At 74.7% G+C, this 26883-nt stretch carries 20 protein-coding genes; 12 read left to right on the top strand and 8 right to left on the bottom strand.

Going from position 1 to position 26883, the window contains the following annotated elements; all coding sequences use genetic code 11:
• The first annotated feature begins 25 nt into the window (after positions 1 to 25).
• From FN207_RS00175 to FN207_RS00155, 5 genes are all read left to right on the top strand, one after another.
• Positions 26 to 712 (top strand): SGNH/GDSL hydrolase family protein, encoded by a 687-nt coding sequence (locus FN207_RS00175; protein ID WP_142456404.1) that lies wholly within the window; start codon positions 26 to 28, stop codon positions 710 to 712.
• An 84-nt stretch (positions 713 to 796) separates the two neighbouring features.
• Positions 797 to 1999: a 5-(carboxyamino)imidazole ribonucleotide synthase gene (locus tag FN207_RS00170; protein ID WP_142456403.1), complete on the top strand. Its 1203-nt coding sequence runs from the start codon at positions 797 to 799 to the stop codon at positions 1997 to 1999.
• Complete coding sequence (gene purE / locus FN207_RS00165; protein ID WP_342778696.1) at positions 2000 to 2533, top strand: 5-(carboxyamino)imidazole ribonucleotide mutase; 534 nt, start codon at positions 2000 to 2002, stop codon at positions 2531 to 2533.
• Positions 2534 to 2542: 9 nt separating this feature from the next.
• Positions 2543 to 3712, top strand: coding sequence for an acyl-CoA dehydrogenase family protein (locus FN207_RS00160; RefSeq protein ID WP_142456402.1), 1170 nt, complete (start codon positions 2543 to 2545; stop codon positions 3710 to 3712).
• Between the two features lie 63 nt (positions 3713 to 3775).
• On the top strand, positions 3776 to 4945 hold the full coding sequence (locus FN207_RS00155) for a glycosyltransferase (protein WP_142456401.1): 1170 nt from the start codon (positions 3776 to 3778) through the stop codon (positions 4943 to 4945).
• A 4-nt stretch (positions 4946 to 4949) separates the two neighbouring features.
• On the opposite strand, the gene FN207_RS00150 is transcribed toward FN207_RS00155, so the two are convergent.
• The 5 genes from FN207_RS00150 to FN207_RS00130 all read right to left on the bottom strand — a co-directional run bounded on the left by FN207_RS00150 (position 4950) and on the right by FN207_RS00130 (position 9842).
• Entirely contained in the window at positions 4950 to 5771 is an 822-nt protein-coding gene (locus tag FN207_RS00150; RefSeq protein WP_142456400.1) for a DUF1028 domain-containing protein, read from the bottom strand.
• Between the two features lie 19 nt (positions 5772 to 5790).
• Positions 5791 to 6459, bottom strand: a complete 669-nt coding sequence (locus FN207_RS00145; RefSeq protein ID WP_110905606.1) for a CoA transferase subunit B — start codon at positions 6457 to 6459, stop codon at positions 5791 to 5793.
• Positions 6456 to 7277 carry a CoA transferase subunit A gene (locus FN207_RS00140; protein ID WP_142456399.1) on the bottom strand — a complete coding sequence of 274 codons (822 nt, stop codon included), beginning with the start codon at positions 7275 to 7277 and terminating at the stop codon, positions 6456 to 6458. Before FN207_RS00140 ends, FN207_RS00145 begins: the two co-directional genes overlap by 4 nt.
• 58 nt (positions 7278 to 7335) lie before the next feature.
• Positions 7336 to 8136 (bottom strand): TIGR03089 family protein, encoded by an 801-nt coding sequence (locus FN207_RS00135; protein WP_142456398.1) that lies wholly within the window; start codon positions 8134 to 8136, stop codon positions 7336 to 7338.
• Positions 8137 to 8243: 107 nt separating this feature from the next.
• The gene (locus FN207_RS00130; protein ID WP_142456397.1) at positions 8244 to 9842 is read right to left on the bottom strand and encodes an LCP family protein; all 1599 of its coding nucleotides are present in this window, start codon (positions 9840 to 9842) and stop codon (positions 8244 to 8246) included.
• A gap of 378 nt (positions 9843 to 10220) precedes the next feature.
• Between FN207_RS00130 and FN207_RS00125 the strand changes: the two genes are divergently transcribed.
• The 4 genes from FN207_RS00125 (at position 10221) to FN207_RS00110 (ending at position 18724) form a co-directional block, all read left to right on the top strand.
• Entirely contained in the window at positions 10221 to 13178 is a 2958-nt protein-coding gene (locus FN207_RS00125) for an N-acetylmuramoyl-L-alanine amidase (protein WP_246065646.1), read from the top strand.
• A complete protein-coding gene (locus FN207_RS00120) occupies positions 13175 to 13732 on the top strand; it encodes a hypothetical protein (RefSeq protein ID WP_142456396.1) in 558 nt (185 codons plus the stop codon). The genes FN207_RS00125 and FN207_RS00120 overlap by 4 nt, the downstream gene beginning before the upstream one ends.
• Complete coding sequence (locus tag FN207_RS00115) at positions 13729 to 17220, top strand: hypothetical protein (protein WP_142456395.1); 3492 nt, start codon at positions 13729 to 13731, stop codon at positions 17218 to 17220. The genes FN207_RS00120 and FN207_RS00115 overlap by 4 nt, the downstream gene beginning before the upstream one ends.
• 178 nt (positions 17221 to 17398) lie before the next feature.
• Positions 17399 to 18724: a lipopolysaccharide biosynthesis protein gene (locus tag FN207_RS00110; protein WP_142456394.1), complete on the top strand. Its 1326-nt coding sequence runs from the start codon at positions 17399 to 17401 to the stop codon at positions 18722 to 18724.
• 64 nt (positions 18725 to 18788) lie between these two features.
• On the opposite strand, the gene FN207_RS00105 is transcribed toward FN207_RS00110, so the two are convergent.
• Positions 18789 to 20798 carry a DUF6541 family protein gene (locus FN207_RS00105; RefSeq protein ID WP_142456393.1) on the bottom strand — a complete coding sequence of 670 codons (2010 nt, stop codon included), beginning with the start codon at positions 20796 to 20798 and terminating at the stop codon, positions 18789 to 18791.
• A gap of 191 nt (positions 20799 to 20989) precedes the next feature.
• Between FN207_RS00105 and wzm the strand changes: the two genes are divergently transcribed.
• Genes wzm through glfT1 form a run of 3 tightly spaced genes read left to right on the top strand, consistent with a single transcriptional unit; the run spans position 20990 to position 23504 of the window.
• Positions 20990 to 21823 (top strand): galactan export ABC transporter permease subunit Wzm/RfbD, encoded by an 834-nt coding sequence (wzm, locus tag FN207_RS00100; protein WP_142456392.1) that lies wholly within the window; start codon positions 20990 to 20992, stop codon positions 21821 to 21823.
• 2 nt (positions 21824 to 21825) lie between these two features.
• Positions 21826 to 22602, top strand: coding sequence for a galactan export ABC transporter ATP-binding subunit Wzt/RfbE (wzt, locus tag FN207_RS00095; protein WP_142456391.1), 777 nt, complete (start codon positions 21826 to 21828; stop codon positions 22600 to 22602).
• On the top strand, positions 22599 to 23504 hold the full coding sequence (gene glfT1 / locus FN207_RS00090) for a galactofuranosyltransferase GlfT1 (protein WP_142456390.1): 906 nt from the start codon (positions 22599 to 22601) through the stop codon (positions 23502 to 23504). The genes wzt and glfT1 overlap by 4 nt, the downstream gene beginning before the upstream one ends.
• 60 nt (positions 23505 to 23564) lie before the next feature.
• Here the strand turns inward: glfT1 and FN207_RS00085 are convergent, their stop codons facing one another.
• Together FN207_RS00085 and glf are read right to left on the bottom strand one after the other, a co-directional pair.
• Entirely contained in the window at positions 23565 to 25511 is a 1947-nt protein-coding gene (locus FN207_RS00085) for a glycosyltransferase (protein WP_142456389.1), read from the bottom strand.
• Positions 25512 to 25531: 20 nt separating this feature from the next.
• Positions 25532 to 26719, bottom strand: a complete 1188-nt coding sequence (glf, locus tag FN207_RS00080) for a UDP-galactopyranose mutase (protein ID WP_142456388.1) — start codon at positions 26717 to 26719, stop codon at positions 25532 to 25534.
• Between the last annotated feature and the right edge of the window lie 164 nt (positions 26720 to 26883).

The following is a 26883-nucleotide window of genomic DNA, read 5'->3' as shown; positions in this document are numbered from 1 at the left end:
CGTCGCACACGAGACAATCGCACCCATGCCCTCCCGCTCCCGCCGGTCCCGGCCGCAGCCCGCGCGGCGGCTCCGCGCGGCCGTGCTCCTGGTGGCGCTGTGCGCGGCCCTGGCCACGGCCGGGTGCACGGCCGGCCCGGACGTGCAGGCCGACGACGCGGAGCCCGGCGACGTCGTGCTCGTCGTGGTCGGCGACTCGCTGACCGCCGGCTCCCAGGCCATGGCCGACGGCGAGGTCCAGGGCGAGGGCTCGTGGGTGCCCGCGGCCCTCGGCGACCCGCTCGTGCTGGGCGGCGGCTGGGCGGTGCCGGGGGCGACCACGGGGGACATGCGCCAGGGCACCGCCCGCGTCGAGGGCGACGTCCTCGTGCTGATGGCCGGGACCAACGACATCGCCCAGGGCGTCGACTGGGCGGCCAGCCGCGACAACGTCCTGGCGATCACGCGGACCATGCGGATGGACGCCGTCGTCGTCTCCGCGATCCCGCCGTCCGCCGGCCGTGCGCAGATCGCCACCGCCTACAACGAGCAGCTGCGGCTGGTCGCCATCGAGCAGGGCTGGACGTTCGTCGACCCGTGGGAGACCTCGCGGGAGGGGGAGGGTTGGGTGTCCGGCGACTCCCTCGACGGCGTCCACCCCACCCAGGAGGTGGCCGACGAGGTGGGCCACACCCTGCGCGCCGCCGTCCTCGCCCGGGCCGCCGGTGGCTGAGCCCTCCCGCAGGGCCACTAGCCTCGGCCGCGCCATGACATCTCCGGCCCCGACATCTCCGGCCTCGACACCTCCAGCCGTGCCATGACCGCCCTCGACCCCCGCACGGGTCTGCCCGTCGTCGCGATGGTGGGCGGCGGCCAGCTGGCCCGGATGACGCACCAGGCCGCCGTCGCCCTCGGCCAGTCGCTGCGGGTGCTGGCCACCGACCCCGGTGAGTCCGCCGCGCTCGTCGCCGCCGACGTCCGGATAGGCGACCACCGCGACCTCGACGCGCTGCGGGCCGTGGCCGACGGCGCCACCGTGCTCACCTTCGACCACGAGCACGTGCCGAACGAGCACCTGCGCACGCTGGTCGGCGAGGGCGTCCGGATCGCCCCCGGGCCCGACGCGCTCGTGCACGCCCAGGACAAGCTCGTCCTGCGCCGCGCGCTCGCCGCCGCCGGCGAGCCGCAGCCGGCGTGGGTCGAGGTGCCCACGGTCCACCGGGTGACCGCCTTCGCCGAGGAGGTCGGCTGGCCGGTGGTGGCGAAGGCCCCGCGCGGCGGCTACGACGGCCGGGGCGTCTTCGTCGTCCACGGTCCCGACCAGGTGGCCGACCTGCTCGAGCGGTACGGCACCCTGCTGGTCGAGGAGCGCGTGCCGCTGGTCCGCGAGCTCGCGGTCCTGGTGGCCCGCTCGCCGTTCGGGCAGGTCGCCGTCTGGCCGGTCGTGGAGACCGTGCAGCGCGACGGCATCAACACCGAGGTCCTCGCCCCCGCCCCGGGCCTGGACGAGGAGACCGCCGGCGCCGCCCAGGAGCTCGCCGTGCGGATCGCCGACCGGGTCGGCGTCGTCGGCGTCATGGCCGTCGAGCTGTTCCAGACCCCCGACGGCGTGCTGGTCAACGAGCTCGCCATGCGCCCGCACAACTCCGGGCACTGGACGATCGAGGGCGCGCGCACCAGCCAGTTCGAGCAGCACCTGCGCGCCGTCCTCGACTACCCGCTGGGGTCGACGGCGATGGCCGCGCCGGCCGTCGTCATGGCCAACGTGCTCGGCGGCAGGGCGTCGGCGCCGGACTGGGACGGGCCCGGCCTCGACGAGCGCGTGCACCACCTCATGGCGCACTGGCCCGACGTGAAGCTGCACTGGTACGGCAAGGGCCAGCGCCCCGGCCGCAAGCTCGGGCACGTGACCGCGCTGGGCGAGGACCTCGCCGAGGTGCGCGCCCGGGCCGTCGCCGCCGCCCGCTACCTGGCCGACGGCGAGGTCGACCCCGCCTTCGCGTTCCCCGAGGAGCACTGAGTGGACCCCCTGGTCGGGATCGTCATGGGCAGCGACACCGACTGGCCGATGATGGAGCCGGCCGCGCAGGCGCTCGCGGAGTTCGGCGTCCCGTACGAGGTGCACGTCCTGTCGGCGCACCGCACGCCGCAGCGGATGCTCGACTACGCCGGGGCGGCGGCCGGGCGCGGACTGCGGGTGCTCGTCGCCGGGGCCGGGGGAGCGGCGCACCTGCCGGGGATGCTCGCCGCGGCCACGCCGCTGCCGGTGATCGGGGTCCCGCGCCCGCTGGACCGGCTCGACGGCCTGGACAGCCTGCTGTCGATCGTGCAGATGCCCGCCGGCGTGCCGGTGGCCACGGTGTCGATCGGCGGCGGCCGCAACGCCGGCCTGCTCGCCGTCCGCGTCCTGGCCGCGTCCGACGACGCGCTGCGGGCCGCGGTCGAGCGGTTCCAGGCCGACCTGGCCGACTCCGTCGTCGCCCGCGACGCGGCGCTGCGCGCCCGACTGGCCGGTGACGGGAGCGACACTCCCCGAACTGCTGGGACGTCCTAGCATCTACCCGTGAGTACGAGCGGGCTGTACCAGCTGACCGAGGAGCACGACGCGATCCGGGCCGCGGTCCGCGACATCGCCGAGCGGGAGATCGCGCCGTACGCGGCCGAGGTCGACGCCGACGCGCGCTTCCCGGTCGAGGCGCAGAAGGCGCTGACCGCGGCCGGCTTCCACGCCACGCACATCCCCGAGGGCTACGGCGGCGAGGGCGCCGACGCGATCGCCACCTGCATCGTCATCGAGGAGGTCGCCCGGGTCGACGTCTCGGCCTCGCTCATCCCGGCGGTCAACAAGCTGGGCTCGATGCCGATCATCCTGTCGGCGTCGGAGGACCTGAAGCAGAAGGTGCTCCCGTCGATCGCCGAGGGCCGGGCGATGATCAGCTACGGGCTCTCCGAGCGGGAGGCCGGCTCCGACGCCGCGTCCATGAAGACCCGCGCCCGCCTCGAGGGCGACTCCTGGGTGCTCAACGGCACCAAGGCCTGGATCACCAACTCCGGCGTCTCGGAGTGGTACACGGTCATGGCCGTCACCGACCCGGGGAAGCGGGCCAACGGCATCTCCGCCTTCGTCGTCCACCGCGACGACCCGGGCTTCGCCGTGGGCCCCAAGGAGCGGAAGATGGGCATCAAGGGCTCGCCGACCTGCGAGCTCTACTTCACCGACTGCACCATCCCGGCCGACCGGGTCATCGGCGAGCCCGGCACCGGCTTCAAGACCGCGCTGCGGACGCTGGACTTCACCCGCCCGACCATCGGCGCGCAGGCCGTGGGCGTCGCCCAGGGCGCGCTCGACGCCGCCGTCGAGTACACCCGCGAGCGCAAGCAGTTCGGCAAGGCCGTCAGCGACTTCCAGGGCGTGCAGTTCATGCTCGCCGACATGGCCATGCAGATCGAAGCCGCCCGGCACCTGGTCTACGTCGCCGCCGCCCGCGGTGAGACGGGCCACTCCGGCGGCAAGGTGGACCCCGACCTCGGCCGGCTGTGCGCCGCCGCCAAGGCCTTCGCCTCCGACGTCGCCATGAAGGTCACCACCGACGCCGTCCAGCTCTTCGGCGGCGCCGGCTACACGCAGGACTTCCCGGTCGAGCGCATGATGCGCGACGCCAAGATCACCCAGATCTACGAGGGCACCAACCAGGTCCAGCGCATGGTGATCGCCCGCTCCCTGCTGCGCTGAGCCGGCCTGGGGACCCGGCCCGGCACCGGGCCGGGTCCTGCCGGGGTTGCTAGCGTCGAGGGCATGTCCGGCAGCACCGACGCACCGTTCCCCCAGGTCTCTCCGGAGTCGTCGGCCGGCCCGCTGCGGATCTTCGCCGCCACCAGCTACGGCCCGCACACGGCACTGACCGGCGGCCGGCTCCGGCGCGACAACCTGCTGGAGGCGCTGGCCGCCCGCGGTCACCGCATCGACCGGCTCGACGTGCCGGGTGCGCCGGGCATCGCCTCGGCCGCGAACGCCGGGCGGCTGTCGCTCACCGCGTCGTTCCGCGAGCGGGCACGGGCGGCCGACGTCGTCCTGCTCGGCGACGTCTTCGTCCTGCCGACGATGCCGGTGCTGGCCCGCACCGGGCGGCCGGTCCTCGTGGAGCTCGTCGACAGCCCCTACCGGCTGGTCGGGGCCGCGCCGAAGCGCACGCCCGCCGAGCGCGCCTCCGCGCTGTTCCAGGCCGCCCAGCTGGTCCCGGTCATGCAGGTCCTGCTGCCGATGGCCGACGCCGTCACCTACATCTCCGACGAGGACGGCGAGGTCGACCGGGCGCACGTCAAGCGCCTGCCGCCGGACAGCGTGGTGCCCAACGGCATCGAGTCCAGCCTGCTCGACCTCCCGCTGACCACGCCGCCGGACGACGGCTACCTCGCCTGGCTGGCCGACTGGCGCTACCCGCCCAACCGCGAGTCCTACGAGTGGTTCGTCGAGGAGGTCGCGGTGCACCTGCCCGACGACGTCCTCGCCCGCGTGCGCACCTTCGGCGCCGGCGACCCGCGCACCATCCGCGGCACCGGCGACGCCCGCTGGGACCGCGTGCGCACCCTCGTCCAGCACGCCGGGTTCGTCGACTCGCTCGCGCAGGTCTACGAGGAGTCCCGCGCCACCGTCGCGCCCGTCGTCCGCGGCGCCGGCGTCAACAACAAGGTCCTCGAGCCGCTCGCCGCCGGGCGCGGCGTCCTCACCACCGCGACCGGCAGCCGCGGCCTGCCGCCGGAGATCCGCGCGCACCTGCGCATCGCCTCCACCGGCGCGGAGTTCGCCGCGCAGGTCGAGGACCTGCTGCGGTCCCCGGGGTCGGCCGCCGAGGCGCAGCAGGCCCGGGCCGCGGTCCAGGCGCTGAGCTGGGACGCCGCGGCGGGAAAGATGGAGGAGGCGCTGCGCCGCGTCGTCGCCGCGCACGCCGCGCGCCCGGCCCGCTGACCCCTCAGCCGAGCAGGCGGGAGACCGCCGACAGGCGCGAGTCGCCGGCCATCGAGGCCAGCCACGCCGACCAGCCGGGCCGCGCCCGCACCGCCTCGAGGGCCTCGCGCGCGGCCGCCCGGTCGCCGCGCCGGGAGGCGGCCAGCGCGGCGTAGAGCTCGCGGGCGCCCTCGGGGGCGAACAGCGCGAGGGTCTCGTAGTCGCGCTCGTCGTAGGCGCGCTGCAGGTTGCGCAGCATCCGCAGCTGGGCGACGGGGTCCCCGGAGTCGTCGACGCGCAGGTCCATCCGCACGCCGTCGTCCTCCTCGGTGGCCGGCTCGCAGCTGACGACGAGCAGCGCCGCGGACTGCCGCCCCCGCAGGTCGCCGCCGGCGTCTTGGCCGGCGGTCAGGGCGGCCAGCAGCCGGTCGGCCAGGCCGCCGCGGGCGGCCTCGTAGGCCTGCGCCATCGCCGGCAGCACCTCCGGCGAGGTGAGCATGTTGCCCTGCACGCTCCAGCCCTCGCCGAGCAGGTGACCGCTGACCGGGAAGGAGCCCGGCCCGGTGTCCGCGGCGACGGCGCCGTCCGCGCCGAGCACCGCGATCTGCCGGTCCTGGTCCTCGGCGGCGTGCGCGGCCCGGCGCACCAGCACCGCCGGTGAGGTGCCCTCGGCCAGCCCGGACAGCAGCACGTGCCCGGTGCCCCGCGGGCTGCGCGCCTGCACCGCGACGACGCCGACGCCGGGCCGGGCGCTGGGCACGGCCCGGCCGACGGCGAGGATGCAGGAGGAGACCGCGATGCCCATCTCCCCGGTGTCCGGGTCGCGGGCGACGGCCGAGAACGTCACCGGGGGAGCGGTGTCGCGGTCAGACCGTGGCCGGCAGCGCCATGGTCGGGACGTCGCCGGGCACGCTCAGCGGCGCGCCGGTCTTCTCGACCACCTCGTCGGCGGTGACGCCGGGCGCCACCTCGCGCAGCACGAACCCCTCGGGCGTCACGTCGACGACGGCGAGGTCGGTGACGACGCGGTCGACGCAGGCCTTGCCGGTCAGGGGCAGCGAGCACTCCTCGACCAGCTTGGGCGACCCGTCGCGGGCCACGTGCTCCATCATGATCACCACGCGGCGGGCGCCGTGCACGAGGTCCATCGCCCCGCCCATGCCGTTGACCATCTTCCCGGGGATCAGCCAGTTGGCGAGGTCACCGCGGGGGTTGACCTGCATCGCGCCGAGGATGGCGAGGTCCAGGTGCTTGCCGCGGATCATGCCGAAGCTCATCGCGGAGTCGAAGAAGCTCGCCCCCGGCAGGATCGTGACGGTCTCCTTGCCGGCGTTGATCAGGTCGGGGTCCTCGTCGCCCTCGAAGGGGTACGGGCCGACGCCGAGGACGCCGTTCTCCGAGTGCAGCACGACGTGGACGCCGTCGGGCACGTGGTTGGGCACCAGCGTGGGCATGCCGATGCCGAGGTTGACGTAGGCGCCGTCCTCGAGCTCCTGGGCCACGCGGGCGGCGAGCTGGTCGCGGGTCAGGGTCATCGGGCCGTCTCCTCGGTGGCCTCCTCGCCGGCCGCGGCCAGCGGTGCGGCGGACTGCTCAGCAGTGGTCGGACGTGGGCGGGTGGTGCGCCGCTCGATCTTCTTGCCCTCGGCGCCCACGACGACGACCCGGTCGACGAACACCCCGGGCAGGTGGACGTGCTCGGGACGGATCTCGCCGGGCTCGACGAGTTCCTCGACCTCGGCGATCGTGACCCGCCCGGCCATGCCGGCCAGCGGGTTGAAGTTCATGGCCGACTCGTGGAAGACCAGGTTGCCGTGCCGGTCGCCGACCGCGGCGCGGACCAGGCCGAAGTCGGCGGTGAGCGCGGTCTCGAGCACGTACTCGGTGCCGTCGAAGACCCGGGTCTCCTTCGGCGCGCTGGTCTCGACGACGTTGCCCTCGGCGTCGTAGCGCACCGGGATGCCGCCGTCGGCGACCATCGTGCCCACCCCGGTGGGCGTGTAGAAGGCGGGGATGCCGGCCCCGCCGGCGCGCAGCCGCTCGGCCAGCGTGCCCTGCGGCGTGAGCTCGACCTCCAGCTCGCCGGAGAGGTACAGCCGCGCGAGCTCCTTGTTGCCGCCCACGAACGAGCTGATCGTGCGGCGGATCCGGCCGGCGTAGAGCAGCACGCCCAGCGCCTGGTCGTCGACCCCGCAGTTGTTGGAGATCGTCGTCAGCCCGCTGGTGCCCTGCTCGAGCAGCGCGTCGATCAGCGCGATCGGCACCCCGCACAGCCCGAACCCGCCGACGGCGAGCACCGCGCCGTCGCCGACGTCGGACACCGCCTCCCGGGCACTCGCCACGACCTTGTCCATCAGGCGACACCGTCCATCAGTCGACCACCGTCTCCTCCGCCGCGGCGGCGCACGTCCCTCAGGCGGGACGGCCCAGCTCGCGGAAGCCCTCGATCCGGACGCCGAGCGTAGCCGTGACCCGTTCGGCCGCCGCCCGGCCGCCCAGGGCCGCGGGGTCGGCGGAGCGGCACAGCACGATCGAGGCGCCGGCCGCGAGCGGCGCGAGCAGCCAGGCGACCGGGCCGGCCTCGGCGGCGGTGGTGTCGTCGACGAGCAGCCGGTCGCCGGCGGCGATGCCCAGCCGCCCGGCCAGCTCGGTGGCGGCCGCGACCAGCCCGCCGAGGGTGAGCTCGAGACCGCCGGCGAGCAGGCCGGGGGTGGCGGGGTCCGGCGGCACGTAGGGGGAGAAGACGTCGCCGTGCGCGCGCACCTCGAGGGCGAAGTCCCGGGCAGGGCCGGCGTAGCCGGTCATGCCGAGGCCCAGCGGGTGCAGCGAGAGGCCGAGCAGGTCGGGCAGGTCCTGCTCCTCCAGCGGGGCCAGCCGGTCCTGGGCGGCGAGGACGACGTCGGCGGCGTCGAGGCGGCCGTCGTCCTCGGCGGCGGTGTCGAGCACCGTGGCGCCGCAGCTCCACACGCCGAGCAGGACCGCGGCCGTCTGCCAGTGCACCGGCAGCGCGAGCGCCACGGTGCTGCCGGGACCGACGTCGAACTCGTCCTGCAGCAGGTTCGCCGTCTTGGCCACCCAGTTGGCGAAGGTGGCGCCCGACAGCTCCACCCGCCCGCCGGTCGCGTCGTCGTAGGCGGTGACCAGCGGCGCGGCGGCGTCGCGGCGCAGGGTGGCCGCGAGCAGGTCCGACGGGGTCCTCGGCGCGGGGCTCATGGCCCCACCTTCCCAGTCGGTCCCGGCGCGCCGGGGGAGGCGTGGGTGGCCCTCCTGCAGGGGCCCGTCGCGAGCGTGCGAGCGGCGGGGGGCAGGAGGGTCCTTCCTCAGTTGATGCAGCTGGTGTCGGCCGCCGTCCGGGGCTCCTCGACCGGCGCGGCGCTGCCGCCGGTGTCGGCGGGCGGCGAGGTGGGCTGCCCGATGCCGTTGAAGTCCTCGCCGAGGACCAGCTGGACGGTGCCGGAGGTGGCGTCGCCGGAGACCTCGGAGACCGAGCCGGGGATCTGCGCGGCCAGGGTGGCGGCCAGCGCCTCGTCGCCCGCGGCGTACCGGATGGTCGTCGTCGAGTAGTCGGAGCTGTCGGCGTTGCCGGTGCTGCCCACCGTGAAGCCCGCGGCCTCCAGCTCGCCGGCGGCCTCGGCGGCCAGGCCGGAGATGCCCGAGCCGTTGAAGACGTCGACCGACACCTCCGACGGCGCCACCGTGGCCGGGGGCGCGGGAGCCTCGGACGCCGGGGCCTCGGGCTCGGCGGAGAGGTCGGCGAAGAACTCGTGCAGCGTGTCCTCGTCGGCCAGCCGCAGGATCGAGCGGCCCTCCTCGTCGCGGTCGTCGCCGACGATGGGGATGGTCTGGAACTCGATGTTGCCGGCGGTCACCGACTGCATCTGCTGGGCCAGGTCGAGCAGGTCGAGGTCCTGGTCGATGGTGAGTGACTCCGACGCCGCCTGGATCAGCTGCCGCTGCTTGCCGAGGTCGAGGAGCACGTCGTCGGAGAGCATCTTGCGCAGCACGCCGCCGATGAAGACCTGCTGGCGGACGATGCGGTCGAGGTCGCCGCGGGGGAGGGCCGCGGTGCCGTCGGGGCGGACGCCGTGCCGCTGGCGGACGAACTTCAGCGCGTCGGCGCCGGAGATCGTCTGCGGGCCCGCGGGGAAGACCGCGCCGGAGTACTCGGAGTCGTCGACGGCGTAGCAGAGGTTGACGTCGACGCCGCCCACGACGCTGGTCAGGTTGAAGAAGCCGAGCAGGTCGACCTCGGCGTAGTGGTCGATGCGCAGGCCGGTCAGCTGGCTCAGCGTCTGGATGAGCAGCTGCGCGCCGCCGGCCTGCTTGTCGGCCTCGGTCGCGGCGTCGTCGACCTCGCCGTAGCCGTAGGCGTAGGCGGCGTTGAGCTTGTCCATCCCGTGGCCCGGGATCTCCACGTAGGAGTCACGCGGGAAGGAGACGAACGAGGCGCGCGACCCGTCGGCGGGCACGTGGACCAGGATCATCGTGTCGGTGTTGATGCCGGAGTCGGTGCCGGCGTTGAGCTCGGCGAGCTGCGCGTCGGTGAGGTCGGCGCGGCTGTCGTTGCCGACCAGCAGCAGGTTCATCGCCTCGGCGGCGCCCCCGGCGTCGGAGTTGCCGGCGGTCGGGATGGCGTCGGTGCGGTTCACCGTCGCCTCCGCGACGCGCCCGAGGTACCAGCCCCAGCCGCTCGCGCCGAGCAGGACCACCGACAGGACGGCGGCGACGCCGCGGGCGACGACGGCGGCGCGGCCGGTGCGGCGGTGCGGCGCGGCGGTCCCGCGGTCGGCGCGCGACCCGGCGTCGTCACCGGCCGGGCCCTGGCCGCGGCCTCGGGAGGGACGGCCGGCGCGCGGGTCGAGCCGCGCCGGGATCGGACGTCCCGCGGCTCCACCGTGCTCGTTGCGGTCTCGGCTCACGGGACCGAGGTTAGGGGCGCGCGGAGCGCCCGGGGGGCACGCGACACGGGGGAACGCTCCGTCCCGGCGTCGCGGGTGCCCGTCTGGCACCGGCCGCCCGTCTGGTCGCGCACGACCACGACCGCCCCACGGGTCACACCCGCCACGGCGGAGGGGAGGAGGCCGACGACCGCCGCCGGCCCCCGTGACCGACCGGTCCGCCCCGCAGGCGGCTGGTGCGCCCGGTGGGACGGCTGTGACGGATCCACGGGCACGATCCCGTGTCGGAGACTCAAGATCCCCGGCCCGACGGCCGATCCTCCTCGGAGGAGAGCCGGGCGCCTGCGGGGCGTCCGCGTCCTGGTGACCCGGAGGACCAGTCCCTTGCGCCGTCTCGCCGTGGGTTCGCTCGCGTTCGTCGCGTCCCTCGCGACCATCACCGTGCTCCCCGTCTACGCCGCGCCCTCACCCGAGGCCGTGCCGGTGGAGACCGACTCGGTCGAGGTGGAGCTGGGCTCGGTCGAGGACCCGGCGCCCGACGCCGAGGTCCAGGAGGGCACCACCGACCCGGTCGCGGGCGTCCCGGACACCGCGCCGGTCCTCACCGTCACCGAGACCGACGTCGACCCCTTCTCCCTGGTCGGCGTCACCTGGGCGTTCGACCCCGCGGTCACCGACGTGCGGGTGCAGGTGCGCGTGCAGGACGGCGACGGCGACTGGGGCGCCTGGACCGAGATCGCCACCGAGGACGCCGACCAGGAGCCGGGCACCGACGTCCCCACCGAGGTCCGGGGCGGGACGGCGCCGCTGTGGACCGGGCCGAGCACCGGCGTCGAGGCCGAGCTCGTGACCCGCTCGGGTGCCGCGCCCACCGACGTGCAGCTCACCCTCGTCGACCCGGGCGACAGCGACGCCGACACGAACCTCGGCACCCCCGACATCCAGGACACCGCGGACGCCGCCATGGCGATGCCACCGGTGTACTCCCGCGCGCAGTGGGGCGCCGACGAGACGATCAGCGGCTGGGCGCCGGAGTACGCGCCGACGATCAAGGGCGCGACGCTGCACCACACGGCCGACGCGAACGGCTACACGGCCGCCCAGGTGCCCGACATCATGCGGTCGATCTACCGCTACCACACGGTCAACCGCGGCTGGGGCGACATCGGCTACAACGTCATCGCCGACAAGTTCGGCCGGCTGTGGGAGGGCCGCAAGGGCGGGCTGTCGACCACCGTCGTCGGCGCGCACGCCGGAGGGTTCAACACCGGCACCTTCGGCGTCTCGATGCTCGGCAACTACGACGTCACCGGGGTCCCCCAGGCGACGATCGAGGCCGTCGTCCAGATCATCGCCTGGAAGTTCTCCCTCTACGCGGTCAACCCCTACGGCACGACCGTGCTGACCTCCGGCGGTGGCGGCACCGCCCGGTACGCGGCGGGCACGCGGGTCACCCTGCCGACGATCTTCGGGCACCGCGACGTCGGCAGCACCTCCTGCCCGGGCCAGTACGGCTACGGCCGGCTGGCCGAGATCCGCGACCGGGTCGCGTGGGTGATGGCCAACTCCGTCACCCCCGAGATCACCCAGCGCTACGACTCCGACGCCGCGCTGCGGGCCCAGCTCGGCGCCAAGACCGGTCCCGAGCAGGTGGCCGCCGGCGTCACCTGGCAGCCGTACCAGGGCGGCTCGCTGTACTTCTCCCCGGCCACGGGCGTGAAGCTGGTCCGCGGGGGTGTGCTGGGCGCCTACCTGCGCTCCGGCGGGCCGACCGCCCTGGGCGCACCGACCGTGGAGGAGCGGGCGCTGGCCGACGGCCGCGGCGTCGTCGCCGAGTTCCAGCGCGGCGCCGTGTACTGGACGCCGACCACCGACGGCCAGGTCGTCAAGGGCGGCATCCGCACCTTCTGGAACTCCCTCGGCGGCCCGACCGGCGTGCTGGGCTACCCGGTCGCGTCGGAGGCCCTGGCCCGGGACGGCGTCGGCGCGGTGTCGGTGTTCGAGGGCGGGACCGTGATGTGGTCCCCGGCCACCGGTCCCGTCGTCGTGCGCGGGGGCGTGCGGGCCACCTACGAGGCGGCCGGACGGGAGACGGGCCTGCTCGGCTACCCGACGGCCGCGGAGGAGGCGCTCCCCGGCGGGGCCGGCTCGCTGCAGCACTTCCAGCGCGGCGACGTCTACTGGACGCCCGCGAAGTACGGCGCGCTGCTCTACGGCGGCATCCGGGCGGCCTGGGCGGCCCTCGGCGGCGGCAGCAGTGCCCTCGGGTACCCCGCCGGCAACGAGACCGCGGGGGCCGACGGCTCCGGGCGGGTGCAGGAGTTCGCCTCCGGCGCCGTCTACTACTCGGCGGCCAACGGCGCGTTCCCCGTCCGCGGCGGCATCCGGGCGACCTGGGCGGCCGAGGGCGGCGAGGCGGGCCCCGCCGGCTACCCGACCAGCGCGGAGAAGCCCGCCGGCGACGGGCGCGGCGCGGTCCAGGAGTTCGAGCGCGGCTCGGTGTACTGGAGCGGCACCACCGGCGCGGTCCGCGTGGGCGGGGCGGTGCGCACGACCTGGCTGGCCTCGGGCGGCACGACGGGTCCGCTGGGCTACCCGACACGGACCGAGACCGACACGGAGAACCGGTCCGGGCGGGTGCAGCAGTTCGAGAACGGCGCGATCTACTGGTCGGCCGGCACGGGCGCGCGCATCGTCCGCGGGGACATCGCCACCGCCCACGCTGCTGCCGGCGGCGTCACCGGGCCCCTCGGGCTGCCGACCGCCGAGGCGACCGCGACCGGGGCCGGCGGCACCGGCCGGGTGCAGACCTTCCAGGGCGGCTCGGTCTACTGGACCGCCGCCGACGGCGCGCAGGTCGTCCGCGGCGCGATCGGGGCCCTCTACACGGCGTCGGGCGCGGCCGGCGGCCCGCTCGGCTTCCCGACGGCGGGGGAGCGCAGCACCGCCAACGGCAGCGCCGCGGTGCAGACTTTCCAGAACGGCGAGATCCACTGGTCGGCCGCGACGGGCGCGCACGTGCTGCGCGGCGACATCGCCACGGCGCACCGGGCGGCCGGTGGCGTGACCGGCGTCCTGGGCCTGCCCACGTCGGAGGCCACGGCCACCGGCGCCGGCGGCGCCGGGCGGGTGCAGACCTTCCAGGGCGGCTCGGTGTACTGGTCGGCCGCCGACGGCGCGCACGTCGTGCGGGGCGGGATCGGCGCGGCCTACCTGGGTGCGGGGGGTGCCGACGGCCGCCTGGGTCTCCCCACGGGGGACGAGACGGCGACCGCCACCGGCGCCCAGCAGCGGTTCCAGGGCGGCACCATCACGTGGACCGCGGGCACCGGCCGGACGGCGGTGACCTACCGATGAGCGCTTCCCGTTCCCGCGTGCGCCGGACGGCGTGGGCCGTCTCGGCCGCCCTGCTGGTCGGCCCGCTGGCCGCCTGCTCGGGCTCCGGCGAGCCTGCGGCGGGGTCGGGCACCACCGCGGCCTCCTCGAGCAGCGCGCCCGCCTCCTCGGGCGCCGCGACGGAGACCGCCTCCACGCCCGGCCCGTCCACGACCGACCGTCCCGAGCCGACCGACGTCGCCACCGACGCGCCGGTCGAGCTGGAGCCCGGGGACGACCTGGAGGTCGTCGTCTCCTTCGCCTCCGTCGAGCCCGGCAGCGGTGCCGTCGAGGCGTCCGGCTACGTCCCCGGCCTGGTCGAGGACGGCGGCCGCTGCACGCTCGTGCTCAGCCGCGCCGGGCGGTCCGACGTCAGCGTCGAGGGCGAGGCGTTCGCCGACGCCCAGTCCACCTCCTGTGCCCTGCTGTCCGTGCCGGCCGACCGGCTCGCTCCGGGCACCTGGACCGCCCGCCTGGACTACCGGTCGGACAGCTCCTCCGGCTCCAGCCCCGACGTCGAGGTGGTCGTGCCATGAGGCGTCGCGGTACTCGCCTGATCACCCTGGCGGGCATCCTCGCCACCCTGGGCTTCCTGCTGGTCGCCTCCCTGCCGGCTGACGACGGCCTCGAGGAGGCGGCCGACCTCTCGCAGTTCCAGGCCGGCGACATCATCAGCGACGCGATCTTCTTCGACGGCTGGTCGATGCCCACCTGGGACGTGCAGACCTTCCTCGACCAGAAGGGCACCTCCTGCAGGACGGGCTCGGACGGCAGCCCGTGCCTGCGGGTGTACCGGCAGGACACGCCCGACCGCGCCGCCGACGCCTACTGCGCCTTCTACGACGGCCAGGCGGGGGAGTCCGCCGCCGCGATCGTCTCCAAGGTCGGCCAGGCCTGCGGGATCAACCCGCGCGTGCTGCTGGTGCTGCTGCAGAAGGAGCAGGGGCTGGTCACCGCCACGTCGCCGAACGCGACGAGGTACCAGAAGGCGACCGGCTACGCCTGCCCGGACACCGCGGCCTGCGACAGCCGGTACTACGGCTTCTTCAACCAGGTCTACAGCGCCGCCCACCGGTTCAAGGAGTACGCGGCCAGTCCGCGGAACTACTTCCCGGGCCGGTGGAACACCATCCTGTACAACCCGAACCGGGCCTGCGGCAGTTCGTCGGTGTTCATCTACAACCAGGCCACGGCGGGCCTGTACACGTACACGCCCTACCAGCCGAACGCGGCCGCGCTGCGGGCCGGCTACGGCGAGGGCGACGGCTGCTCGGCCTACGGCAACCGGAACTTCTTCAGCTACTACACCGACTGGTTCGGCTCGACGCACGAGCCGGGCGCCGCGGCGATCTCCGACGCCTACTACCGGACCGGACCCAACGTCCTGGGCGCCCCTGCCACCGGCGTGGGGTGCGGACTGGCCGGCGGTGGCTGCTACCAGATCTTCGCCCGCGGGGCGATCTACTGGACGCCGGCGACCGGCGCCCACGCGCTGAAGGGCGCGGTCTACGACGCGTGGGCCGCGCGCGGCCGGGAGAACGGGCCGCTCGGCTACCCGGTCAGCGCCGAGGCGGCCACGGGCGACGGCGCCGGGGCCTACCAGCTGTTCCAGGGCGGCGGCGTCTACTGGACGGCCGGCACCGGCGCGCTGCCGGTGCGCGGCGGCATCCGGGCGGCGTGGGACCGCGAGGGCCGCGACAACGGCGTCCTCGGGTTCCCCACCACCGACGAGAAGCCGGTCGGCGACGGCGTCGGGACCCTCCAGGAGTTCCAGGGCGGCACCATCTACTACAGCGACGCCACCGGCGCGGCGCCCCTCCGCGGGGCGATCAGGGCCATCTGGGCCTCCGGCGGCGGCGTGACCGGACCGCTCCGCTACCCGACGACGCCGGAGAACCCCGCGCCCGACCGGTCGGGTGTCCTGCAGTGGTTCCAGGGCGGCGTCATGGCCTACACCGACGCCACCGGCGCCCAGCCGGTCCGAGGCGCGGTGCTGGACACCTGGAAGCGGACCGGCGGGGAGACCGGGACGCTCGGCTACCCGACCGGCGCGGAGGCGGCCGGCCCGGTCGCCGGCGGGGTGTTCCAGCCCTTCCAGCGCGGCGTCGTCCACTGGAGCGCGACGACCGGCGGGCACCCCGTCGCCGGTGCGCTCATGGCCGGCTGGAACGACCGCGGGGGAGCGGCCGGCGTCCTCGGCCTGCCCGTCTCCGACGCCCGCACGCTGGCCGGCGGCGCCGGCGCCGCGCAGGACTTCCAGAACGGCTCGCTGTACGCGCTGTCCTCCGGGACCGTGCAGGTCCGCGGCGGGGTGCTCGCCCGGTACCGGGCCCTCGGCGGCGAGGGCGGGTCCCTCGGCCTGCCCACCGGCGAGGAGACCACCGTCGGCACCGCCCAGGTGCAGCGGTTCCAGCGCGGCCTCGTGTACTGGACCGCGGACGGCGGCACCCGTGCCGTGCGCGGCGCCCTCTACACCGGGTGGGAGGCCACCGGCGGCCTGACCGGCCCCGTCGGCGCCCCGGTCGGCGAGGAGGCGGCGGCCGGCTCCGGTGCGGGCCAGCGCTTCGCCGGCGGCACGCTCTACTGGTCGGCCGCGACCGGCACCCAGCTCGTCCGCGGCGACATCGAGCGGGCCTACGCCGACGCGCGCGGCCCCGACGGCCCGCTGGGCATGCCGGTGGCCGCCGAGGCGGCCTCCGGCCCGGCGACGGTGCAGCGGTTCCGGTCCGGTGCGATCTGGTGGACCGCGGCCGGCGGCGCGCACCCGGTGCGCGGCGGCATCGCCACCGGGTGGGAGGCGGCCGGGGGGCTCACCGGTCCACTCGGCGCCCCCGTCGGCGACGAGACCGCGGCCGGGAACGGTGCCGCGCAGCGCTTCACCCACGGCAACGTCTACTGGTCCGCGGCGACCGGCCCGCAGGTGGTGCTCGGTGACCTGGCCCGCGCCTACGAGGACGCCCGCGGTCCGGCCGGCCCCCTGGGCTTCCCGGTCTCCGCGGAGCGGCCGGCGGGCCCGGGCCGGGAGCAGCGCTTCCAGTCCGGCGGCATCTGGTGGACCTCCGCCGGCGGCGCGCACGCCGTCCGCGGTGGCATCGGCAGCGCCTGGGAGGCGACCGGCGGGCTGACCGGTCCGCTCGGTGCGCCCCTCGGCGACGAGACCGCGGCCGGCGCCGGCGCGTCCCAGCGGTTCGCCAACGGCACCGTCCACTGGTCGGCCACCACCGGCTCGCTGGCCGTCCGCGGGGAGATCGCGCAGGCCTACGAGGTCGCCGGCGGCCCCACCGGACCGCTCGGCTTCCCGGCGGCCGCGGAGACCACGTCGGGATCGGTCCGGGCGCAGCGGTTCCAGTCCGGCGGCATCTGGTGGACCGCGGCCGGCGGCGCGCACCCGGTGCGCGGCGCGATCGGCACGACGTGGGAGGCCGGCGGTGGTCCCACCGGCCCGCTCGGCGCCCCAGTGGACGACGAGACGCCGGTCGCGGGCGGCGCCTCCCAGCGCTTCGCCAACGGCACGCTCCACTGGTCCGCCGCGACCGGCGCCCAGCCGGTGCGCGGGGCGGTCGGCCAGGCCTACGCCGAGGCCGGGGGACCGGCCGGCCCGCTCGGGTTCCCCACCGGCGCCGAGTCGGCGTCGGGGACGGGCGCGGGGCAGCGCTTCCGGTCCGGTGCGATCTGGTGGACCGCGGCCGGCGGTGCCCACCCGGTGCGCGGGGCCATCGGCGCGGCGTGGGAGGCCGGCGGCGGGCTGAGCGGCCCCCTCGGCGCCCCGCTGGGCAACGAGGTCCCGGCCGGGACCGGCGCGTCCCAGCGGTTCGCCCAGGGCACCGTCTACTGGTCGGCCACCACGGGGTCGCTGCGCACCACCGACGCCATCCTCGCCGCCTACGTCCAGGCCGGCGGTGCGGCCGGACCCCTGGGCGACCCGCGGGGCGACGTCTACACCTGGGACGGCGGCAGGCGCGTGGACTTCGCCCGCGGCTGGATCGTCGAGCGCAACGGCGTCGCCGAGGTCACCGTCAGCTGACCGCGTGGCACGGCGGAGGCCCTCGCACCGGGGTTACAGTGCGAGGGCTCTCCGACGCGCGTCGTGACCCGTCCGGGAGGGCGTGGCGCGGGCGGTCGTGTCCCCGGCCCGAACCGGTCGTCCCGCGGGACGACGAAGCCCCCGGAGAGGAAGGGCGCGACATGCCGTGCTGTCAGTCGTGAGCGGTTCCCCCGTCGACACCGGGACCCCGGCCGCTCCCTCGGGCCGGCGCGGCCTGGTCGGGAGCCTGCTGGCCTCGCCGGCCGCCCGCTCCGGTCTCCTGCTCCTGGTGTGCTCGGTGGCCGGGCACCTGGGCAACTACCTGTACTACGTGCTCGCCGCCCGGGCGCTGACGCCCGCGGAGTTCGCCGAGGTCAGCGCGATGACCGGCCTGGCGACGATCGCGCTCATGCCGGCCACCGGCGTGCAGGCGGCGATGGCCCGCGAGATCGCCGCGCTCACCGCCCGCGGCCTGCCCGACGAGGCGCAGGGCCTCATCCGCTTCGTCACCCGTCGCATGGCGCTGGTGCAGGCCGGGCTGTTCGTCGTCCTGGTCGCCGCCGCGCCCGCGGCCGTGGCCGTCCTCGAGCTGGACTCGATCGCCGTCTGGCTGACCGGCGCGCTGTGGATCGTGCTCGGCCTCGGCCTGCAGGTCAGCCAGGGCATCCACCAGGGCCGCGAGCACTTCGGCCGGGTCGGCGCCATCCTGGCCGGCCCCCTGGGCATCCTGCGCGCGGTCCTGCTCGTCCCGCTGGCCGCCGTCGCCGGCGTCGTCGGCGCGCTGGGCGCGCTGGTGTTGGCCACCGTGGTCGGCCTGGTCATGGCGCTCGGGCGCACCGGCGGGCGGGCGGTCGCGCGGACGCAGCGGGTCCGGCTCAACGTGCGCCCCGCGCTGGTCGCGCTCGCGGCGTTCGCCTCGCTGACCAACCTCGACCTGCTCGTCGCGAAGGTGACCCTCGAGCCCACCGAGGCCGGCCTGTACGCCTCCGCCGCGCTGCTGGGCAAGATCGCGCTCTACGGCCCGTCGGCGCTGGCGCTCATGCTGCTGCCCAAGGTCGCCGCGCGGCTGGAGGCCGGCCAGAGCGTGCGCAGCCCCGCGCTGCTCACCATGGCGGCCACCGTGGCCACCGGCGGCGCCGTCGTGCTGGCCATCGTGCTCGCGCCGTCGTCGCTGGTGGTCGGCGTCTTCGGCGAGGCCTACGCCGACGCCTACGCGCTGGCCGGCCCGCTCGCGGGCGTCATGACCCTGCTCGCGCTGGTGTACGTCCACATCATGGTCACCCTCGCGCGCGGCGACCGGCGGCTGATCGGCATCGTCTCCGTCGCCGCGGTCGTGCAGGCGGTCGGGCTGCTGGTGCTGGGCACCACGCCGGTCCGCATGGTGCTGGTCACCGCGGTGGTCGCCGTCGGCGTGCTGGTCGCCCACGAGGTGAGCTCGCGCTTCGGCCTGGTCCGCCTCTGCCTCGGCGAGCCCGGCCGGCAGCCGCGCGTCCCGGCGGCCTGACCCCCACACGACGGCGGGCCCGCACTCCCCGGGGGGTGCGGGCCCGCCGTCGTCGGTGCGGTCGTCAGCCGGTCTGGCCGTCGCCGTCCGCGGACGGCGCCTCGCACGCGGCCACCGGCTGGGTCGGTGCGTCGGTCAGGTCGACCTCGAACACGCGGACGCCGGGCGCCCGGTGCACCAGGTCCAGGGACGGCGACGCGTCGATGCCCCGCAGGCCCGGCAGCCGGGTCATCCAGTCGCGGATGAAGCCGTTGCCGAGGAAGACGTAGCGGATGTCGAGGTCCTCGATCGCCTCGCGGACCTCCGGGTCGGAGTCCAGGCAGTTGAAGCGCTCGAGCAGGAGCTGCTGGGTCGGGCCCATCTCCCGCGAGATGAACGCCGGGTTCACGACGTGCCCGAACAGCGGGTGCAGGCCCGCCTCGGCCGAGAGGTAGGCCGACCCGTCGTTCGGGTCGTTCATGACGGTCCCGCCGGTCGAGTGGTCGGCCAGCCACTGCATGGCGTCGATCTCGGCGGCGTCGAGCGTGTGGTCGTTCTGGTGGTTGAGGGCGACGCGCTCCTCGTTGCGGGCCGCGTACAGCCCGTTGGAGGCCAGGACGACCAGCAGCAGGACGGCGACGACGAGGCCCGCGCCGACCGCCCGCGGGGACACCGTGACCCTGCCGGCGCCGGGGATCCGCTGCAGCACCCGGTGGGCGCCGCCGGCGAGGACGTGGAGGCCGTGGGCGGCCAGGGGCGCCATGCCGAGGACGGCCAGCGCCGCGAACCGCCACCGGTCGTTCCACCACGGGCGGGTGAGGTCGGCGACGAGCGGGGTGTCGGCCGCCGCCGAGGCCACGAACAGCGCGAAGCCGATGGCCGCCCCACCGGCCCAGGCCCACAGCCAGCGCGCCCGGGTGATCGTCAGGAGGCCGACGACGACCAGGGCCGCCAGCCAGTACTGCGGTGCCGCCGCCGAGTGGTTGAGGAAGAGCAGGTCACCGACGGCCTGGCCGGGGCTCTCCACCGCCGGCCAGTCGATGTCGACCGCGCGCTCGTTCGTGGCGACGGCACCGAGGACGGCCGGGACGGCGAGCAGCAGTGCCGCCGCACCGCCGCCCACCAGGACGAGCAGGTCGCCGCGGAGGGCGGCGGGCGCGGCCCACCAGCGGGCCACGAGGTAGACGACGACGAACAGCGCCGCGGACAGTGCGGTGCTCGGGTGCAGGCCCAGCAGGCCGGCGCCGGCCAGCCCCACGAGCAGGGTCGTCGCCACCCTGCGGTCGGAGAGCACCGCGTCCAGCAGCAGCACGAAGGCCGGGATCAGGGCCACCCCGACGGCGTAGGGGAGCAGCGGGCCGCGCCACAGCACGTCGTAGGGGAAGGAGGTGAAGCCGGCGAGCAGCACGGGGGTCACGGCCGTGACGGCCAGCGGCGCCCCGAATCGGTGCAGCAGCCCGGCCAGGCCCATGCCGGCCACCAGGCACACCAGCATGGTCTGGCTGTTGAGCACCTCGAACACCGAGGCGCCGGTGAGGTCGCGGATCGTCGCGCCCAGCGCGTGGTAGGTGTTCGGGTAGTAGAAGTCCGTCGTCTCCCAGTCGTTGATCCGCGCCATGGCCGACGGCGCGACGTCGCCGGAATCGGCGATCAGCCGGAGCGCGTTCGCGTGGTAGACGTAGTCCCAGTCCTGGTTGAGCGCGTCCAGCCGGCCGAAGCCGGCGCGGAACACGGCCGCCGCCAGGACCCCGCCCGCGAGCACGCCGCCGACGACGACCCAGTCCCGCCAGCCCGGGCGCGAGGGGCGCACGATCGCGACGCGGCGACGCAGCGGCACGTCCCGTCGGGTCAGGGCGCGCACCCCGACGACCACCGCACCGGCCACCACGGTGACCAGCACCAGCGTCCACGGTTCCCAGGGGAGCGGGACGTAGGAGGCCGCGGTCGCCGTCGCCGTGACCAGGCCGTAGGTCAGCACCGGGGCGACGGCCACGGAGGTGCCGGGGCGCAGGCCGGCCAGCAGGGCGACGACCAGTCCCGGGACGGTGAGGACCAGGAGGCCGGCCAGTGGGACGAGGACGTCGTGCAGGGTCACGGAGGAGGGTCCAGACTGTGCGTTCGGCCGCTCGGCCGGGTGGGTCGATCGCGGTCACGGTACGTCAGACGGCCACTCCGGAAGGCCGTGCGACGGGCCGGTCCCGTCCACCTGGAACCGGCAGTCCCACCGGTCCCGCCGACCCCAGCGTGGCCAGCCCGGCCCTGGTCGCGCAGGTAGCGTGGGTCGGCGTGGCACTCGCACAACCGGCCGGCCGGACCTACACCGCGGCCGTCGCGGACCTCCGGCGGGGCTGGGAGCAGCGGACCCTCTGGGGACACCTGGGCTGGCAGGACATCCGCCAGCGCTACCGGCGCTCGGTCCTCGGCCCGGTCTGGATCACGATCAGCATGGCGGTCACCGCCATCGCGCTCGGCATCCTCTACTCCGGGCTGTTCGACATCCCGCTGGAGACGCTGCTGCCGCACGTCCTCGTCGGCTTCATCGTCTGGGCCTTCATCAGCGGCTGCATCATCGAGGGCTCCGAGGTCTTCATCGCCAACGAGGGACTGATCAAGCACCTGCCCGCGCCGCTGTCGGTGCACGTCTACCGCCTGGTGTGGCGGCAGACGCTGTTCTTCGCCCACAACCTGATCGTCTACCTGGTGATGCTGCTGGTCTTCCCGCAGCCGCTGAAGTGGACCGTGGTCTACGCGATCCCGGCCTTCCTGCTGCTCGCCCTCAACGGCGCCTGGGTCTCCCTCGCCGGCGGCATCATCACCGCGCGCTTCCGCGACATCCTGCCGATCACGCAGAGCGTCGTGCAGCTGGCCTTCTTCCTGACGCCGATCGTCTGGATCTACGACGAGCTCATCAACAGCCCGAACCCCGCGATCGCCGAGCGGGCCCGGCTGGCCGAGTTCAACCCCTTCCTGCACTTCGTGGAGATCATCCGCCGCCCGCTGCTGGGCCAGGACCAGCAGCTGCGGTACTGGGTGGTCGTCCTCGCCATCACGGTGGCCGGCTGGGCGTTCACGATGCTCGTGATGCGCCGCTACCGGTCCCGCGTCTCCTACTGGGTGTGAGCGTGAACGACGACAGCACGGCGACCACCAGCGCGCCGGTCAGCATCACGACCAAGGACGCCTGCGTCGACTTCCCGATCTTCGACGCCAAGAGCCGGTCGCTGAAGAAGACCGTCATGGGCCTGGTCGGCGGCAACATCGACAGCGGCGCCAAGGTGCCGGTCATCGAGGCGCTGCGGGACATCACCGTCAGCCTCGAGCACGGGGCGCGCGTCGGCCTGGTCGGCCACAACGGCGCCGGCAAGTCCACGCTGCTGCGGCTGCTGTCGGGCATCTACGAGCCGACCCGCGGCATCGCCGAGGTCCGCGGCCGCGTCGCGCCGGTGTTCGACCTCGGCGTGGGCATGGACCCGGAGATCTCCGGCCTCGAGAACATCATGATCCGCGGCCTGTTCCTCGGGATGAGCCGCAAGCAGATGGAGCAGCGGGTCGACGACATCGCCGACTTCACCGAGCTCGGCGACTTCCTGCGGATGCCGCTGCGCACCTACTCCACCGGCATGCGCGTGCGCCTGGCCCTCGGGGTGGTCACCAGCATCGACCCGGAGATCCTGCTGCTCGACGAGGGCATCGGCGCGGTCGACGCCGCGTTCCTGGAGAAGTCCAAGCAGCGGCTGGTCGAGCTGGTTGAGCGCTCCGGCCTGCTCGTGTTCGCCTCGCACTCCGACGAGTTCCTGCGCGAGCTGTGCGACACCGCCATCTGGATGGAGCACGGGCAGATCAAGATGCAGGGCGAGCTCAACGAGGTGCTGCGCGCCTACAAGGGCCTGCCCGCGTGACGGCGAAGAGCCCGGCGGGGGAGTGCGTCGTCGCGGTCGTCGTGACCCGGCACCGCCGGGAGCTGCTCGCGCAGAGCCTGGCCGCGATCGCCACCCAGACCCGCCGCGTCGACCACGTCGTCGTCGTCGACAACGGCCCGGACCGCTCGGCCGCCGACGTCGTCGCCGCCAGCGGGCTGCCGGCCACCCACCTGCCCAGCCGGCGCAACCTCGGCGGCGCCGGCGGCTTCGCCTACGGCATGCTGCACGCCCTCGCGCTCGGCGCGGACTGGGTCTGGTGCGCCGACGACGACGGCCGGCCCGCCGACGAGACGGTCCTGGCCACGCTGCTGGCCGCCGCGGAGCGGCACGGGCTGGCCGAGGTCAGCCCGCTGGTCACCGACCTCGCCGACCCCGACCGGCTGGCCTTCCCGCTGCGCCGCGGCCTCACCTGGCGCCGCCGCCGCAGCGACTTCGACGGCCTGGACCTGTTGCCGAGCTACGCCTCGCTGTTCAACGGCGCCCTGTTCCGCGCCGAGGCGCTCGACGTCGTCGGCGTCCCGGACTACCGGCTGTTCTTCCGCGGCGACGAGACCGAGATCCACCGCCGGATGCTGCGCGCGGGCCTGCGCTTCGGCACCTGCCCGCAGGCGGCCTACCTGCACCCCGAGGGGACGACGGAGTTCGCGCCGATCCTCGGCGGGCGGCTGTCGGCGCAGTACCCCGCCGACGAGGTCAAGCGGTACTTCACCTACCGCAACCGCGGCTACCTCATGGCCCAGCCCGGCATGCGCTGGCTGCGGCCGCTGGAGACCGTCCGCTTCGGCTGGTTCTTCCTCGTCTCCCGCCGCGACCGCGCCGGCTGGCGGGAGTGGCGGAGGCTGACCCGCGCCGGCCGCCGCGAGCGTCTCACCCGCCCGTAGGGCCGCAGACGACAGAGGGCCCCGCACCGACCGGTGCGGGGCCCTCTGTCGTCTGCGTCGTCAGCGCCGGGCGTCCTCGGCGCCGAACGCCTTCGCCCAGCTCTCCGGCGAGGTGAGGTCACCGAGGTGGGCGCGGTACTGCTCGGCCAGCGCGGGGAACTCGCGGTAGAGCCGGGCGTGCACGCGGATGGAGTGCCGCAGCATCCGCCAGAACGTCTGCGGCTCGCGGCGCCGGAAGGTGACGCCGCGGCCGTCGGCGGTGCCGACCGTCGCGCTGTCGAGCCGGGACAGCAGGAACCACCGGGCGTCCTGCGCGCTGATGTTGAGCTCCGGCCGCTCCTGGGCGTCCGGCTTGGGCTTGCGCAGGTTGTGCGCCAGTGCACCCAGCAGGGTCCGGCCGATGGTGACCGGGGTCGTCGGCGGCTTCATGAACCGCTCCGCCTTGACCGCGCCCATCGACGGCATCGGCAGGTCCGACGACGAGGGCAGGACGACCCCGTCGGGGAAGTCGCCCTGGTGCTCCAGCGCCGTGGGCAGGGCCGTCGGCAGCAGCGGGAACAGCCGGTCGGGGCCGGCGAGGAAGTCGTCGTAGGCCCGGTGGTGCAGCGCCGCCGTCGCGTACTGGAGCATGATCAGGAACTTCAGGTCGAACTTGAAGGTGTCCCGCAGCAGCGTCCCGCCGCGCTTGTACTGGCTGTGCAGCGCGGCGGCGACGAGGCGGTTGCGCGTGTGGAAGTAGGCCTGCCAGCCCGCGGTGTCGTCCTTGTCGCTCCACGACAGGTGCCAGACGGCGACGCCGGGCAGGGTCGCCACGGGGAAGCCGTTCTCGCGGGCGCGGATGCCGTACTCGGCGTCGTCCCACTTGATGAAGACCGGCAGCGCGAAGCCCAGCCGCTCGAGCGCCTCGCGGGGGATCAGGCACATCCACCAGCCGGTGTAGTCGACGTCCACCCGGCGGTGCAGGTCCTCGGACTTGCGCAGGCTCTTCTTGGCGAAGTCGTGCGCGTAGTCGGTGTTCGGCGCCGCCCGCCAGAAGAACTTGTCCGGGGCCACGACCTCACCCATGGTGTGCAGCACCGAGCGGTCCTGCAGGGCCAGCATCTGGCCGCCGACGACCATCGGCGTCTTGGTGAAGCGGGCGAAGGCGAAGACGCGGGCGATGCTGTCCGGCTCGATCTGGACGTCGTCGTCGAGCAGCAGGTGGTGGGTGGCGTCGGTGTGGACGAGGCTCTCGTACATCGTGCGGGAGAAGCCGCCGCTGCCGCCGAGGTTGCCCTGCTCGACCAGCCGCAGGCGGCCGGCGAGGCCCTCCTCGGCGGCGGCGAAGCCGGCCGCGTCGCGGACCTTCTTGTTGCCCTGGTCGGCCACGATGACGGTGGAGATCTGCTCCCGCACGACGTCGTCGCCGGCCAGCGCCTGCAGCGCGGCGACGCAGTCGTCCGGACGGTTGAACGTGCAGATGCCGATCGAGAGGCGGGCCTCCCGCTCGGGCGCCTGGGCGGCGGACCACGCGGCGTCCCGGACGGTCAGCGGCGCGTCGTCGGCGGTGACGTCGAACCAGTACCAGCCGCCGTCCTCGAACGGCGTCAGGTCCAGCTCGAACTCCAGGCGGCGGTCCTCGCCCGTGGTGGTGGCGCCGGTGACGTGGATGATGCTGCCGTCGGCCTTGGACCGGTAGACGTCGATGCGCCCCGGGCCGGAGAGGGTCATCCCGAGGACGACCTGGCGCAGCACCGTCCACCGCCGCCAGTAGCTGGCGGGGAACGCGTTGAAGTAGGTGGCGAAGGAGACCTCGTGGCCGGCCGCCACCGTGGCGTCCGCGCGCGACGCCGACCGCACGCGCGTGGTGCGGTCCTCGTCGACGTAGAGCGAGCGGACCTTGAGGGGGTCACCGGCTCGCGGGAGGATCACCCTCTGGAGGAGGGTGACCGCCTTGCCGGAGGCCAGGTCCTCGGCCGAGAGCTCGCTCACCCGCTCCGGGGAGACCGGCGAGTGCGTCGTCGTCATGGCGGGGTCAGTCCTCGCTGTCAGTCGTCGAGGCGGCCGTCGAGCGAGCCGCCCTCGTCGAAGAAGGGGCGGATGCGGTTGTCGTACATGCTCAGGGCCGAACCGATGGCCATGTGCATGTCCAGGTACTTGTAGGTGCCCAGCCGGCCACCGAAGAGCACACGCTTCTCCGCGGCCTCCTTCTTGGCCAGCTCGCGGTAGCGCTCGAGCTTCGCGCGGTCCTCGGGGGTGTTGATCGGGTAGTACGGCTCGTCGCCGGTCTCGGCGAAGCGCGAGTACTCCCGCACCACCACGGTCTTGTCGGCCGGGTAGTCCCGCTCGGGGTGGAAGTGCCGGAACTCGTGGATCCGGGTGAAGGGCACGTCCTCGTCGGCGTAGTTCATGACCGAGGTGCCCTGGAAGTCACCGATCGGCAGGACCTCGGTCTCGAAGTCCAGCGTGCGCCAGCCGAGCTCGCCGGCCTCGTAGTCGAAGTACTTGTCGATCGGGCCGGTGAAGACGGTCGGCACGTCGGCCGGCAGCTCGTCGCGGACGTCGAAGTAGTCCGTCGACAGGCGCACCTCGATGTTCGGGTGGTCGGCCATCTTCTGCAGCCACGCGGTGTAGCCGTCCTTCGGCAGACCCTCGTAGGTGTCGTTGAAGTACCGGTTGTCGAACGTGTAGCGCACCGGGAGGCGGGCGATGACCGCGGCGGGCAGCTCGGTGGGGTCGGTCTGCCACTGCTTCTTGGTGTAGCCGCGGATGAAGGCCTCGTAGAGGGGCCGGCCGATCAGGGAGATCGCCTTCTCCTCGAGGTTCTGCGCCTCGGCGGTCTCGATCTCGCCGGCCTGCTCGGCCACGAGCGCGCGCGCCTCGGAGGGTGAGTAGCTCTTGTCGAAGTACTGGCAGATCGTGGCCAGGTTGATCGGCAGGGAGTACGTCTTGCCCTGGTAGATCGAGTAGACCTTGTGCTGGTACCCCGTGAACTCGGTGAACTGGTTGACGTACTGCCAGACCCGCTCGTTGGACGTGTGGAACAGGTGCGCGCCGTAGACGTGCACCTCGATGCCGGTCTCGGGCTCGGGTGCGGAGTACGCGTTGCCACCGATGTGGTCGCGCCGGTCGAGGACGAGCACGCGCTTGTCCAGCTGGCTGGCCACCCGCTCGGCCACGGTCAGTCCGAAGAAGCCGGAGCCGACGACGACGAGGTCAGGTCTCGCTGAGGTCACGCCTGGCGACTGTACCGGCGGGGACCCGGTGGCTCAGGCCGCCGGCGGGGTGCGGCACGGTTTTCGTGACGGGACCGTCCCCCACGTCCCAGGGGTCACACGCGGCCCGCCGGACGCCCGCCACCGCACACCGGACGCCCGCCGCCGCGCGCCGGGCCATGGCG

Source organism: Geodermatophilus aquaeductus, assembly GCF_900182545.1.
Lineage (GTDB): Bacteria > Actinomycetota > Actinomycetes > Mycobacteriales > Geodermatophilaceae > Geodermatophilus > Geodermatophilus aquaeductus.
Note: the sequence above shows the minus strand (reverse complement) of the source record. Positions and strands in the feature narration are given on the sequence as shown.

Coding starts and splice junctions, on each gene's coding strand:
- FN207_RS00175 (WP_142456404.1), top strand. CDS start 26: ATGCCCTCCCGCTCCCGCCGGTCCCGGCCGCAGCCCGCGCGGCGGCTC.
- FN207_RS00170 (WP_142456403.1), top strand. CDS start 797: ATGACCGCCCTCGACCCCCGCACGGGTCTGCCCGTCGTCGCGATGGTG.
- FN207_RS00155 (WP_142456401.1), top strand. CDS start 3,776: ATGTCCGGCAGCACCGACGCACCGTTCCCCCAGGTCTCTCCGGAGTCG.
- FN207_RS00145 (WP_110905606.1), bottom strand. CDS start 6,459: ATGACCCTGACCCGCGACCAGCTCGCCGCCCGCGTGGCCCAGGAGCTC.
- FN207_RS00140 (WP_142456399.1), bottom strand. CDS start 7,277: ATGGACAAGGTCGTGGCGAGTGCCCGGGAGGCGGTGTCCGACGTCGGC.
- FN207_RS00135 (WP_142456398.1), bottom strand. CDS start 8,136: ATGAGCCCCGCGCCGAGGACCCCGTCGGACCTGCTCGCGGCCACCCTG.
- FN207_RS00120 (WP_142456396.1), top strand. CDS start 13,175: ATGAGCGCTTCCCGTTCCCGCGTGCGCCGGACGGCGTGGGCCGTCTCG.
- FN207_RS00115 (WP_142456395.1), top strand. CDS start 13,729: ATGAGGCGTCGCGGTACTCGCCTGATCACCCTGGCGGGCATCCTCGCC.
- FN207_RS00085 (WP_142456389.1), bottom strand. CDS start 25,511: ATGACGACGACGCACTCGCCGGTCTCCCCGGAGCGGGTGAGCGAGCTC.